13 protein-coding genes are annotated in these 13,909 nt (G+C 30.9%); 9 read left to right on the top strand and 4 right to left on the bottom strand.

Annotation, left to right across the window (positions count from 1 at the left end; genetic code table 11):
* Positions 1-7 precede the first annotated feature (7 nt).
* The 9 genes from priA to ACY3JM_RS07635 are packed head-to-tail and all read left to right on the top strand — an operon-like array spanning position 8 to position 8,386.
* Complete coding sequence (gene priA, locus ACY3JM_RS07675; protein WP_463111230.1) at positions 8-2,122, top strand: replication restart helicase PriA; 2,115 nt, start codon at positions 8-10, stop codon at positions 2,120-2,122.
* Between the two features lie 12 nt (positions 2,123-2,134).
* Positions 2,135-2,593: a peptide deformylase gene (gene def, locus ACY3JM_RS07670; protein ID WP_463083591.1), complete on the top strand. Its 459-nt coding sequence runs from the start codon at positions 2,135-2,137 to the stop codon at positions 2,591-2,593.
* A complete protein-coding gene (gene fmt / locus ACY3JM_RS07665; protein ID WP_463083592.1) occupies positions 2,590-3,531 on the top strand; it encodes a methionyl-tRNA formyltransferase in 942 nt (313 codons plus the stop codon). The genes def and fmt overlap by 4 nt, the downstream gene beginning before the upstream one ends.
* A 29-nt stretch (positions 3,532-3,560) precedes the next feature.
* Positions 3,561-4,250 (top strand): zinc metallopeptidase, encoded by a 690-nt coding sequence (locus ACY3JM_RS07660; protein ID WP_463083593.1) that lies wholly within the window; start codon positions 3,561-3,563, stop codon positions 4,248-4,250.
* Positions 4,250-5,545 (top strand): 16S rRNA (cytosine(967)-C(5))-methyltransferase RsmB, encoded by a 1,296-nt coding sequence (gene rsmB, locus ACY3JM_RS07655; RefSeq protein WP_463083594.1) that lies wholly within the window; start codon positions 4,250-4,252, stop codon positions 5,543-5,545. The genes ACY3JM_RS07660 and rsmB overlap by 1 nt, the downstream gene beginning before the upstream one ends.
* Entirely contained in the window at positions 5,535-6,602 is a 1,068-nt protein-coding gene (gene rlmN, locus ACY3JM_RS07650) for a dual-specificity RNA methyltransferase RlmN (RefSeq protein WP_463083595.1), read from the top strand. Before rsmB ends, rlmN begins: the two co-directional genes overlap by 11 nt.
* Positions 6,583-7,128, top strand: coding sequence for a PASTA domain-containing protein (locus ACY3JM_RS07645; RefSeq protein WP_463083596.1), 546 nt, complete (start codon positions 6,583-6,585; stop codon positions 7,126-7,128). Before rlmN ends, ACY3JM_RS07645 begins: the two co-directional genes overlap by 20 nt.
* Before the next feature lies 1 nt (position 7,129).
* Positions 7,130-7,792, top strand: coding sequence for a ribulose-phosphate 3-epimerase (rpe, locus tag ACY3JM_RS07640; protein ID WP_463083597.1), 663 nt, complete (start codon positions 7,130-7,132; stop codon positions 7,790-7,792).
* Between the two features lie 3 nt (positions 7,793-7,795).
* On the top strand, positions 7,796-8,386 hold the full coding sequence (locus tag ACY3JM_RS07635) for a hypothetical protein (protein WP_463111229.1): 591 nt from the start codon (positions 7,796-7,798) through the stop codon (positions 8,384-8,386).
* Here ACY3JM_RS07635 and ACY3JM_RS07630 read toward each other — a convergent pair.
* From ACY3JM_RS07630 to ileS, 4 genes are read right to left on the bottom strand one after another with little or no spacing between them, the layout of a single operon-like run.
* Positions 8,361-9,146 carry an ABC transporter ATP-binding protein gene (locus ACY3JM_RS07630; RefSeq protein ID WP_463083599.1) on the bottom strand — a complete coding sequence of 262 codons (786 nt, stop codon included), beginning with the start codon at positions 9,144-9,146 and terminating at the stop codon, positions 8,361-8,363. The two genes, ACY3JM_RS07635 and ACY3JM_RS07630, sit on opposite strands and share 26 nt — an antisense overlap.
* A complete protein-coding gene (locus ACY3JM_RS07625; protein WP_463083600.1) occupies positions 9,143-10,078 on the bottom strand; it encodes a FecCD family ABC transporter permease in 936 nt (311 codons plus the stop codon). The genes ACY3JM_RS07630 and ACY3JM_RS07625 overlap by 4 nt, the downstream gene beginning before the upstream one ends.
* Positions 10,068-10,958 carry an ABC transporter substrate-binding protein gene (locus ACY3JM_RS07620; RefSeq protein WP_463083625.1) on the bottom strand — a complete coding sequence of 297 codons (891 nt, stop codon included), beginning with the start codon at positions 10,956-10,958 and terminating at the stop codon, positions 10,068-10,070. Before ACY3JM_RS07620 ends, ACY3JM_RS07625 begins: the two co-directional genes overlap by 11 nt.
* A gap of 19 nt (positions 10,959-10,977) precedes the next feature.
* Complete coding sequence (gene ileS, locus ACY3JM_RS07615) at positions 10,978-13,902, bottom strand: isoleucine--tRNA ligase (protein WP_463083601.1); 2,925 nt, start codon at positions 13,900-13,902, stop codon at positions 10,978-10,980.
* Positions 13,903-13,909: the final 7 nt, after the last annotated feature.

The raw sequence follows: 13,909 nt of genomic DNA, 5'->3' as shown, positions 1-13,909 counted from the left end.
GCTTTTGGTGAAGGTAGCAAAAGTAATTCTTTTTGAAACCTATATTCCAGAAAGAGATTTTTTATACTATTCAATTCCAGAGGAATTTTCATATATTGAAATAGGTAGTCCTGTTATTGTTCCTCTAAAAAAATCTAAAAAAATTGGTTATATTTGGGATATCTTAGAAGATAATAGCATAGAATATAATCTTCAGCCGATACATGCTCGGCTTACAGAGGTTCCATCTCTTGGAACACCTCTTATTAATTTAGTTAATTGGGTAAGTGATTACTATGGGAATTCTTTATATAGGACCGCAAATTATATATTTCCTACAGGAATTGATTTAGATGTTAAAAGATATTTAGTAGCTAAGGATGTGGCTGTAGATATGACAAAAAAGCAAGAAAAAGTTTTTATAAGCCTTTTTGAGGAAAAAACAGTGGAAGAACTAAAAAAAGAAGTAGGAAAGATTTCTGAATCTGTTATAAATGAGCTTATTAAAAAAGGGGCCATAGAGGAGAGATTTGAAATTGTAATAAAGGAGAAGGCACCAAGAAAAACTGTTTTTCAAAGTGAAAAGATCAGCGATAGTTGGGGAAACCTTGAAATAGATATGGATAATATACTTAAAATTGTTAATAAACCTCTTTTGCTTTTTGTTGAATCTCAGAAAAAAAGATGGAAAATGTATTTTGAGTTATTAAAATATTTTTATCAGAAAGGAAAAAGTGTCCTCTTGGTATTTCCAACTATAAAGACTTTAATTAAATTTGGTGAATTTTTATCAGATTTAGTTCCAGTCCCCTTTTACTTTTACCATGGACTTTTAACAGAGGCTCAGGCATATAGAGTATATAAAATTGCAGGAACTGAAAGGGCTATTATTCTTAGTACAACTAAAGGACTTTTTTTACCCTTTAATAATCTTGGGGTAATTATTGTTGATCAAGAAGAGAATGAGTTTTATGATATAAGAGAGAAAGAACCCAAATATGATGGTGTTAAAGTAGCTTTAAAAAGGGCAGAGTTTGAGGGAATTCCCATCATATTGGGATCTAGTTCTCCCTCTATAAGGGATTTTTATCAGGCTATTTCTAAAAAAATGTTTAATTTTGTCAGAATTCCCGATTTAATAAAGAAAAAAATTACGATAATTGATTTAAGAAGAATTAGAAACGAAGATTTTTTAGATAGCTATTCCACAAAGAGAATAAATGATAATATGAGGATAAAGAGGAAAGTTCTGATATTGTTAAATCGCTTAGGTTTTTCTACATATATTCAATGTGTAGATTGTGGATATATTTTTATGTGTCCTCATTGTAGATCACCGTTAGTTTTTCATCAAGATGAAGACAAAGTTTTAAAATGTCATTACTGTGGTTTTACTTCTCTTCCACCTACCATGTGCCCTGTATGTCAAGGATATAATTTTATTTTTGGTGGTATCGGTACTGAAAAACTTGAGAGATATTTGGTTAAAACTTTCAAGAATTATAAGGTTCTAAGAATAGATAGTGAGATAGAGCTTCAGGGTGAATCCTTAATAAAAGAGGCTGATATTATTGTAGGTACAAAAATGATAGAACCTTGGTTAGATCTTGAAGATGCAGGAGTTCTTATAATATATAATTTGGATAATTTCATTCATATCCCTGATTTTTCTATGCCTGAAAAGGCTTTCAATATGTTAAATAGAATTAAATCTTTCTTTAAAGGTGAAGAAATCATATTAAGAACTTATTCTCCTTCCCATTATGTGGTAAAAGCTATAAAAAGCAATTCTTATGGTACCTTTTTAAATTATGAGTTGAAATTAAGAAAATCACTTTTTTATCCTCCCTTTTCTATTTTACATCAGATTATAGTAGAAGGTTCGGATGAAGACGAGGTTGTGGATGAGGGTAAAAAGATGGTAGCTATATTGGAGGAAAAATATGCTGATTTGGAGGTTTTAGGACCAGCTCCTTTTTATCCTTATCTTATAAAGGATAAGTTTAGATATCAGATATTGATAAAAGACAGAAAAGGAATTATAGAGAGTAGGATGCTAAAGAATATTTGTGAGGATAGTAAAACTCCTTTTTCTAATGTAAAATTTATAATAAATGTAGATATGAAGGAAACTAATTTATGAGGTGATATAAAAATGATACTTGAAATAAGAAAGATTGGAGATCCAGTGTTAAAGCAAAAAGCTCATAAAGTTGAGAGTATAGATACAAAGATTAAGAGACTTGTAGAGGATATGATTGAGACGATGAAATTTGCAAATGGTGTAGGACTTGCTGCTCCTCAAGTAGGAGAATCTCTTAGAATTATAGTGGTCGATTATGAAAATAAACCTATTGCTTTTATTAACCCTGAAATATTGGAGGCTGAAGGAGAGGTTATTGATTTAGAGGGTTGTTTGAGTATTCCAGGTATAGAGTTAAAAATAAAAAGATATGAAAGAATTGTTTTTAAGGCTCAAGATTTAAGTGGAAAAGTGAAAAAATATAGAGCAAAGGGTCTTTTAGCAAGGATTATTCAACATGAGATAGATCATTTAGATGGATTTTTAATTGTGGATAGAGGTATAGCAGAAGAGGTAGGAAACAATATATGATGAGGGTAATATTTTTCGGTACTCCAATTTTTGCAAGAATTATATTAGAAAAAATATACGAGAAATTAAATATATTGGCAGTAGTAACTCAACCTGATAAACCGCAAGGAAGAGGTAAAAAAATAATTCCATCTCCTGTTAAACTTTTTGCTAAGGAGAAAAATATTCCTCTATATCAGCCAGAGAGATTAAGGAATAATTTTGAAATAGATGAAATTATAAAAAATCTTAATCCTGATGCCTTTATAGTTGCAGCTTATGGAAAGATACTACCAGAAAACCTTTTGCTTATACCATCTTTTGGTGGTATTAATATCCATGCATCTTGTTTACCTAAGTATAGAGGTGCATCTCCTATCGAAAGAGCTCTAATGAATTGTGAAGATGAGACAGGAATTTCTATTATGCAAATGGAAAAAGGCTTAGATACAGGACCAGTTTATGCAATAAGGAAGATTCCTATTCTTCCTGAAGACAACAGGGAATCCTTAACTATAAAATTAGCTAATTTAGGGGCAGATTTACTTTTAGAGGTGCTTCCTAAAATAAAAGATGGTACTTTAAAACCTACACCTCAAAATGATAGTGAGGCAACTTATGCTCCTAAGATTTCTAAAGAAGAGGAGAGAATAGACTGGAATAATCATGTTAAAAAAATATGGTGTCAGATTAGAGCTTTGTCTCCAGAACCTGGTGCTTTTACCTTTTTTAGAGGTAAAATTCTTAAAGTTTACAAGGCAAATTACGAGATTACTAATAACTATTTAGAATATGAAAATGGTACTATTTCTGTTATAGATAGAAATAAAGGCATTGGTATTAAAGCTACAAATGGAATATTATATATATTGGAGCTTCAACCTGAAAATAAAAAAAAGATGACTTATAAAGAATTTTTAAATGGTTATCGTCTAAGTATAGGTGAAAAATTTGATTAATAATATATTAATTGGGAGGTGATATATAAATGTTTTTCTTTTGGGATCCTACATATATTATATTGCTACCTGCATTGTTATTGTCTATATATGCGAGCTTAAAAGTTAGATCGACCTTTACATATTATTCAGAGATACCTAACTCTAAGAGATTAACGGGAAGAGAAGCGGCTGAAATAATATTGAGAGCTCTTGGTTTAAATGATGTGAGAATAGAAATGGCTCCAGGAAGTCTCACAGATCATTATGATCCATCATCAAAGGTTTTGAGGCTTTCCGAACCTGTTTACTCTTCTTATTCTGTGGCAGCAGTAGGTGTAGCTGCTCATGAAATTGGACATGCTGTTCAACATGCTACAGGTTATTATGCTCTTGCTCTTAGATCTTCTCTTGTACCTATAGCTAATTTAGGGACTAATCTTGCTTTTCCACTTTTCTTCTTAGGATTTTTATTTGGTAGCCCCAGTCTCATGAATATCGGTATATTGGCCTTCTCTTTGGCTGTACTTTTCTATATTGTTACTCTTCCTGTGGAAATTAATGCAAGTAAAAGAGCTCGTGAGATTTTATTATCTTTGGGAATTGTTACACCTAAAGAAGCAGAGGGAGTAAAGCAAGTTTTAAATGCTGCAGCTCTTACTTATCTTGCTGCTGCTTTAACTGCATTATTGAACCTCTTCCGTCTTATTTTACTTGCAAATATGAGAAATCGCGACTAATGGAGGTAAGAAAAAGGTCAGCTGAGATTTTATATGAATTAGAAAAGAAGGAAGCCTATTTAAATATTCTTCTGAGGAATAGGCTTCCTATTTATAATCTTTCTATCAATGAAAAACATCTTATTACCGAGTTAGTTTATGGAGTTACGAGGTGGAGAGATACATTAGATTTTATATGGAGAAAATATGTTAAAAAAAATAATCTTTCTTTATATGCAAAAATTCTTTTAAGATTAGTAGTATATCATGTATATTTTATTAGAAATACTATTCTTCCTATTGCAATAAATGAAATCGTTGAAGTAGCAAAAGAAAAAGCTCCTAGAGAAGTTAAATTAATAAACGCCGTTGCAAGAAGAATCATTGAAAATAGAAATAATGTTGATTTAAGATCTTTTCCTGAAAATTTAAAATATGCTATTCCAGATTTTATATTAGATGAATGGGACGATTATTTAGGCACAACTGAAAAGATTAAGATAGCGTCTTGGAGTAATAGACCTCAGAGATTTTCTTTAAGGGTGAATACATTGAAAACAAATAAAGAAGAATTGAAAAGAGAATTAACAAAAAGAAGTATTGATGTAGAAGATGGTTATTTGGTTGATCAAGCCTTAATAGTGAAAAATGGAGTTTTTTTAGAAAATTTGGACCTATTTAGAGAAGGTTATTTCATTGTACAGAGTGAAGCTTCTATGTTACCTGCTTTAATATTAAATCCAAAACCAGGAGAAAAAGTTATTGATCTTTGTTCTGCTCCAGGGCTTAAAAGTACACATATGGCTGAATTAATGAAAAATGAGGGAAAAATTGTATCTGTGGATATTAATAAAAATAGGATAGGTTTGGTAGAAGAGAATGCAAAAAGGCTAGGAGTTAAAATAATAGAGACTTTAAATATAGATGCTACATCTATTCCAGAATCTTTTAATGGTATTTTTGATAAAGTTCTTTTAGATGCTCCATGTACAGGTTTAGGGGTTTTAAGTCATAAACCCGAAATAAAGTGGAGGTTATCAAAGGATCAAATTTATGAAAATTCTAAATTACAATTAAAGATTTTAGAGAGAGCAGGAAAATTAGTTAAAAGAGGAGGAAAAATTCTTTATAGTACATGTACGCTTACTTGGAGTGAGAATGAAGGTGTGGTTTTATCTTTTCTCCAAAATAATCCCAATTTTATTTTAGAAAAATTCTCCTATAGATATGAGGAGTTTAATGGGATATTTAGAGTTTTACCCTATAAATATAAAACTGATGGTTTTTTTATTAGCTTGTTGAGCCGTGAGTACTAAAAATATATTTTCACTAAATAAAGAAAATCTTTTAGAGATATTGAAAGGATGGAATGAGCTATCCTATAGGGTAGATCAGATTTTGAATTGGATATATAAAAAAGGAGAATGGGATCCTGAGAAGATGAGTAATTTGCCTATGAATCTAAGAAATAAATTAAAAGAGTTTTTCTCTTTTGACCTTCCTCATGTTGTTGATAAGAAAGATGCAGGTAATACCTTCAAATATCTTTTACAATTATCAGATGGTGAAAATATAGAAACCGTTCTTATAAGACATCATAATAGAAATACCATATGTATATCAGTGCAGGTAGGTTGTTCTTTTTCTTGTAAATTTTGTGCTACAGGACTAATAGGTTTGAAAAGAAATTTAAAGATTGAAGAGATTATTGGGCAGGCATTGACAATTCAAAAAGAGTTATGGAAAGAAGGAGAAAGAATTTCCAATATTGTTTTTATGGGAATGGGTGAACCTTTAGCTAATTATGATGCAGTAATAAGATCTATAGAGATATTCAACAGTGATTGGGGGTTTGGAATAGGTAGTAAACATATAACTATTTCTACTGTTGGAATAGTTCCAAAGATATATAATCTTGCAAATGAAAAAGTTAAAGTAAGGCTTGCTATTTCTTTACATGCTCCTGACAATGAATTGAGAAATCAAATAATTCCCATTAATAAGAAATATCCCATAGAAGAGTTATTAGAAAGTGCTTGGTTTTATGCAAATGTTACAAAAAGAAGAATAACTTTTGAATATGTGCTTATAAAAGATTTTAATGATAGAATTGAACATGCAGATAAACTATCTATACTTCTTAAGGGTAAACCTGCTCATGTGAATTTAATTCCTTGGAATAAAGTAAAGGAATATCCATGGGAACCTTCTGATATTTATTCTATTAGGAAGTTTAAAGAGATTTTAGATAAGAATGGTATAAATAATACATTGAGAATTTCTTATGGAAGTAAAATTAGGGCTGGATGTGGCCAATTAAGAGCAACTTATTTAATTATGAGGGGGATGAATTATGAAAAAAATTTCAATTAAGGAACTTATACTTTATATCCTTATAGGAATAAATCTATTAATCTTTATCCTTTTTATAATCCTTTTTAAGAATACTGTATCTTCAAATGTAGAATCTGTTGTTCCTCCTGATGTAAGAGGAAAAAATATTATGGAAGCTTCTAAGATATTATCGGAAAAAAACTTTAAAATTGTGATTGGTGGTATATTAATGGATAGAAAAAAAGATTTTTTATTGGTTTTAGATCAGAATCCATTGACTACTAAGGTTCCAATAGGAAGTAGTATAATTTTATGGATAAATATGCCTGCCTCTTTTGCTAAAGTTCCAGATGTTAGGTATAAAGATATGGGAGAGGCTTTGAATATTCTTGAGAGGGCAGGTTTTGTGGTTGATTTTGCTGGAAATAAGGAGGGATATGTGGTAAAACAAGTCCCTCAAGCTAATATATATATGGAAAAGGGTGGAACGGTTCTTTTATATACCTTTACCACGTCTTCTTATGGAAATACTCCTGAATCTACATATACTTCTGAGGAAGAGTAAAATGAAAGTCCAAGTTTTTCCTTCAATTCTTTCAGCTGATCTTTTAAATATGGAAAAATCTATAAGACTTGTCGAGGAATATTCTGATGCATTACACGTTGATATTATGGATGGACATTTTGTCCCTAATCTAAGTTATGGTCCATCTTTAGTGAAGGCGATAAAAAAGAGATTTAATTTACTTCTTAATGTACATCTTATGGTTGAAAAGCCAGAACTTTTTGTAGATATGTTTATAGAATCTGGAGCTGATCATTTAGGATTTCATATTGAAAATACCTATCATCCTCAAAGATTATTAAAATATATAAGAGAGCATAAAGTTCGTCCTTTTATAACCTTAAATCCAGCAACTCCTCTGTCTACTTTGGATTATCTTCTTGGAGAGGTGGATTTAGTTCTACTTATGACTGTAAATCCTGGTTATGGGGGGCAGGAATTTTTACCTTTTTGTCTTAAAAAAATAAGGGATCTAAGAGAAAGAGCTATTAAGGAGGGGATAAATTTAGATATAATGGTAGATGGGGGTATTGATTTAAAAACTGCTCCTTTGGTGGTTAGCGCTGGGGCAAACATATTGATTAGTGGGCAAGGAATTTTTGGTTCGGAAGATCCTAAAAATGTTATTTTAAGAATGAAGACTCTCACTTATAAGGAGGTATAATAAATGGGACTTATTTATGAACCATGGTTTATTCCTTTGGCAGTCTTATTTATGATTATATTTCATGATATACTGGAAAAAAGGGAAAGTATGTCTTATGAAGAGGATGCTAAGAAATATATAAAAGTAGAAGGAGTAGGAGAGATTGTCCCCCCTTGGAGAAAGGATGAGAAGAAAGAAAAAGAAACACCCAAAAAGAGAGGACTAATATTTTGGTTTCTTAATTTGTTTCTTATAATATATGTACTTTTTGTATGGTATCTTACAACTCAAAAAGGTTTCAGTAAAGAGATCTATGAGGTTATTGTAGGATTTACTCTATCTTTATATTTCTTTTATTTAGATATTCCTGGATTTTTAAGTAATATTTGGATATACAGAGAATATCCAGGTAGTGTAAAGGGAGAGATTACTCTAAGTAAACATTTCATTTTTGCTTCAAAAAAAAATGAAACGAAGATTTTTTTAGTTGTTCTTTCTTTCTTTTATCTTCTAACGTTCTCCCAAGTGATATTTGGGGGTATACTTGCCCTTATAATACGAATCTGGCTTATAGATAGAAGGCTTTCTAAGATTTCTCTTCCTGATTGGTAATGTGAAAAGGTAAAAATATTTTTTTATTTTTATAATTTATTTCTGTATATCTTATGTTAAAGAGTTGATTTAAAAGATTACAATTTAATACTTCTTTTGTCTTCCCGAAGGATAGAGCCATACCATTTCTTAAAGCTAAGATATAATCTGTATAAAAAGAGGCTAAGTTTATGTCATGTAGGTTAGCTATAATAAGTATTTCTTTGCTTAATTCTCTAATCTTATCTAAGATGCTTATTTGATAATATGGATCTAAGTTATTTGTAGGTTCATCTAGAAGGATAATTTGAGGGTCTTGGGCTAATATTCTTGCGATAATAACCCTTTGTAATTCTCCTCCCGAAAGTTGATGTAATTTTTTCTTTTTAAGCATTATGGTATCTGTTGATATCATGATTTCATTTACTCTTATAATATCTTTTTTACTTAATGGTCTCCATGAGGGATGATGAGGATACCTACCTAAGGATATATATTCTTCTACTGATAAAGAGGGTTCCCATATAGGCTTTTGAGGAAGAAGAGCTATAATTTTTGCTAAATTTTCCTGTGAATATTTTTTAATATTGATATTATTTAAATATATCTCACCTAAAGTAGGTACAATATACCTTATAATTAATCTAAAAATAGTACTTTTTCCAGCCCCATTAGGGCCAATTATTCCTATAAAACCCTTTTCGGGTGTTTCCCAGGTAAAATTCTTTAATACTATTTTCTTGGTTTCGTAGCCAGCACTTACATTTAAAAATTTTATCATTGTCTTTTGATAAGAAGATAGATAAAGAATGGTACGCCTAAGAAAGACGTTATTATACCTACTGGTATTTCTGTTGGATAAAAAAGAATTCTTGATAAAATGTCCGATGATAATAAAAGGATGGATCCTGCAAGGTAACTTGATGGTATTAGCCACTTGTAGTCTGCTGTTTCCCATACTCTCATTAGATGGGGAGAAATAAGGCCAACAAATCCTATCATTCCAGATACTGCAACTGATGGGGCTATTAAAATAGTTAAAAGTATTATTATTAATGGTTGGATCTTTTTTAAAGAAATTCCAAGACTATATATCTCTTCTTCACTTAGGAATAGAATATTAAATTTTTTTCTCCACAAGAAAGCCCATGGTATGCTTATTAATGAGTAATAAAGTAGAATATAAAAGTGATTCCATGATTTGCCATTAAAGCCTCCAAGAATCCAAAAATAAACACCTTGAAAAGTTTTTTGTTTTAAAAAAAGTAATAAAGAAGTAAAGGAAGATAATAAAGAGTTTAATGATACACCTAAAAGTATTAAGGTATTTGAACTTTGAAATCTTTGATTAAAGATTAAAAGTAAAAATAGCACGAAAATCGAACCTAAAATAGCAAACCAAGGTGTCAAAAGGGGATCAATATCCCAAGTACTTCCAGCCATAAGAAAATATATGGTAGTACCTAATAGTGCTCCGGAAGATAAGCCTATAATATGAGGTTCTGCTAATGGATTGTGGAAAAGACTCTGAAGAATAGCTCCTGCAATACCAAGATTTCCACCGACAAAAATAGATAAAAGAGTCCGGGGCAACCTTATGTTATATATAATGACTCCCCGGACCTCATTATTTCCTTTTATATCTCCTATTTTTACAGAGATAATACTTAAAAAAAGTAAAAGTATTAATAAAAAAGAAAGCTTAATTTTCATATAAAGTTTTGTAGAGTACTTTAAGTCCATCCACAAGTCTTGGGCCTGGTCTGAAAACTAAATCATCATTTACTGTAAAAACTTTTTTATTTTTTACTGCATTTGTATCTTTTAAGATTGGGTGATTCATTATGGATTCCTTTGATATACCTGACATTTCTCCAATAATTATAACATCAGGATTTTTTGAGATAATAGACTCTAAACTAAGAACAGGGTATTCTGGCTCATTATTTTCTACAATATTTTTGGCTTTTAGTTTTTTCAAAAGATCACCCAGAAAGGTGGAAGGTGATACAGATATAAATGGATCATTCCAAATTAAGAAAAGAACCTTTGGAGATTTCTTTATAGAAGCAACTCTTTTTTGTATCTCTAACCATCCATTAAGCATATTGTTGTAAACTTTTCTTGCTTCATTTTCTTTTCCTACGGCCTTACCTACTAATATGATATTTTTCATTACATCTTCATAAGTTTTTGGATCAAGAACAATAAATGAAGTATTTGGTAGAGATTTTTCCAATTGGTTAAAAACTTCCTTTGGAAAACTTTTGTATAGAACGATTAAATCTGGTTTTAAGGAGATAATTTTTTCTATGTTAGGATTGCTAAAACCTCCTACTTTCTCTTTTGTTTGAGCTTCCTTTGGGTAGTTACAAAAATCAGTGACTCCAACCACTCTATCTCCAGCGCCTATTTCAAAAAGTATTTCAGTTGATGAAGGAGCAAGAGATATAATTCTCTTAGGATACTCTTTAATGGTTATTTCTCTTCCTATATCATCTTTTATAGATATTGGTAAGGTTGAAGAAAAGGAAAAGATAGTAGTTACTAAAATTACTATGATAAATATAATTGATAGTTTTTTAAATTTCATCACTTTCCTAAACCCCCTTTTATAATTTTTCAAAACCTACTAATATCTCTTCATCATACACTTTTATATTCTTTTTATAAGCAGTATCTGGTATTTCTCCTTCATGTATTTCAATAGCCAAAATTTCTTCTGAGAGTTCTTCTTTGTTTTCTTCTATGATTTCCTTTATTTTAGGAGATCCTTGATAGTAGAATTTTATTCTATCTGCATAATCTAATTTTGCTTCTTTTCTTAGCATTTGAATTTTATGCTCTAACTCTCTCAATATTCCTTTCTTTAATAAATCTTCTGTTATTGTTATGTCCAATCCTACTTGGAGATTATCATCTTGATGAATTAATATATTGTCTTTTGCCTCTGGATTATCGAAAATTACGTCATTGACATTAAGTTCTTGCTTTATGTATTTATAAAGTTTTTCAAGATTTTCTTTATTTCCTTTCGTGTTTATCCATATCTTTGATAACGGTTGTCTTATTTTTATGTTTGCTTGATTTCTAAGCATTCTTCCTATAGTAACAATATTTCTAACTATTTCCATATCTGCTTCTAATGCAGGATCTATATATTTAATTTCTCCTTGAGGATAATCACAAAGATGCACACTTTCGGGAGCTTCCTTTTCTGCTACCCTAACTATTTCTTGATATATTTTTTCTGTTGTAAATGGGATAAAAGGAGCTAAAAGCTTAGTAAGCTCTTTTATTACAGTATAAGTGGTTGTATAAGCTGACCATTTATCATTGTCTTTTTCAGATTTCCAGAATCTTTCTCTATTTAATCTAATATACCAGTTACTTAGGTCATCTATGACAAAACTTTGTATTGATCTTGCTGCAGAAGTAGCATTAAATTTGTCCATATCATCTTTTACTTTTAATATTAAGCTATTTAGTCTTGATATAATCCATCTATCAGAGACATCTTCAAGTGTTTCTAAGGAGATACTATTTTGTGTTGGATCAAAACCATCTATTTCTGCGTAAATGGAGAAGAAAGAAACAGTATTCCATAAGGTTAAAAGGAATTTTTTAAGGGCTTCATTTACAGCATCAGGAGAAAATCTTAGTGGTACCCATGGAGGACTTACAGTAAAGATATACCATCTTAAAGCATCTGCCCCGTATTTATTCAATATTAGCCAGGGATCAACTACATTACCTTTATGTTTACTCATTTTTTCGCCTTTTTCATCTAACACTAATTCCGTCACGAGAACATTATTATAAGCAGGCTTGTTAAATACTAAGGTAGATATGGCAAGAAGACTATAGAACCATCCTCTTGTTTGATCAATAGCTTCACATATGAAATCTGCGGGGAAAGAAGCTTTAAATTCTTCCTCATTTTCAAAAGGATAATGCCATTGGGCTACTGGCATAGCTCCTGAATCAAACCAACAGTCAATAACTTCAGGTACTCTATACATTGTACCCCCGCATTTTGGACATTTTAATGTAATTTTGTCTATATAAGGTTTATGAGGATCAAAGTTTTTTGTATCAGTGATACCTAATTCTTTATAGCTTCCTATACATTCTTGGTGTCCACAAGACTCACATATCCATATGGGTAGTGGAGTACCCCAATATCTTTCTCTACTTAGCGACCAATCAATATTATTAGCTAGCCAATTACCAAATCTTCCTTCTTTAATATGTTCTGGATACCAATTTATTTTTTGATTATTTCTCAGTAAATCTTCTTTTACTGCGGTAGTTTTTATATACCATGAGGCTCTGGCATAATAAATTAGAGGAGTATCACATCTCCAACAGAATGGATATGAGTGTAGATATTTTTCTTCTTTAAATAATAAGCCCCTATTTTTTAGATTTTCAATGATTAAGGGATCAGCTTTTTTTATGAACATTCCTGCCCATGGTTCAACCTCTTTTATAAATTTGCCATTTTGATCTACAGGTTGTAAGAAGGGAAGATCATATTTTTTCCCTATTTGGAAGTCCTCATCTCCAAAGGCTGGTGCAATATGGACAATTCCTGTACCATCTTCTAAGGTTACAAAATCTCCAAGTACAACATAATGAGAATCTTTATCGATGGGTAAGAAATTGAATAGGGGTTCATAATAAGTTTTTTCTAAATCTTTGCCTTTATACTTTTCTATTATTTCGTAGTTTCCTTCTGGAAATACATAAGTTAATCTTTTTTCTGCTAATATGTAGTATTCGTTATTATATTTCACTTTCACATAATCTTCATCAGGATGTACAGCTAATGCTATATTAGATATAAGGGTCCATGGAGTTGTAGTCCATGCAAGAAAATATGTATCATTTTGATTTTTTATCTTAAATTTTACAAAAATAGATGGATCTTCTGTTTCTTTATAACCTTGAGCTACCTCGTGATCTGATAGGGCTGTTTCGCATCTTGGACACCAAGGGACAATTTTATATCCTTTATAAAGTAAGCCTCTTTCCCAAATTTTTTTTAAAAGCCACCAGACTGATTCTATATAGTCATTGCTTAATGTAATATAGGGATTATCCATATCAATCCAGAAACCAATTCTCTCTGTAAATAGTCGCCATTCTCTTTCGTATCTAAATACACTTTCTCTACATTTTTTATTAAACTCTTCTATCCCGTATTTTTCTATTTCTTGTTTGCTGTTAATACCCAACTCTTTTTCTACCTCAAGCTCTACAGGAAGCCCATGGGTATCCCATCCTGCTTTTCTTGGCACGTAATATCCTTGCATGGTTTTGTATCTTGGGAAAAGGTCCTTGTATATTCTGGGTAGAACATGACCTGCATGGGGTTTACCGTTGGCAGTGGGTGGTCCCTCATAGAAATTGAATCTGGGTGATCCCTTTCTTATTTCTAAGGATTTTTTAAATGTATCTCTATCTTTCCAAAATTTCATTATCTCTTCTTCCATCTGTGGGAAGTTTATTAGTGATGGTAGTTTCTTGAACAAGTTATCC

The organism is Dictyoglomus sp. SSW, from assembly GCF_055181335.1.
Note: the sequence above shows the minus strand (reverse complement) of the source record. Positions and strands in the feature narration are given on the sequence as shown.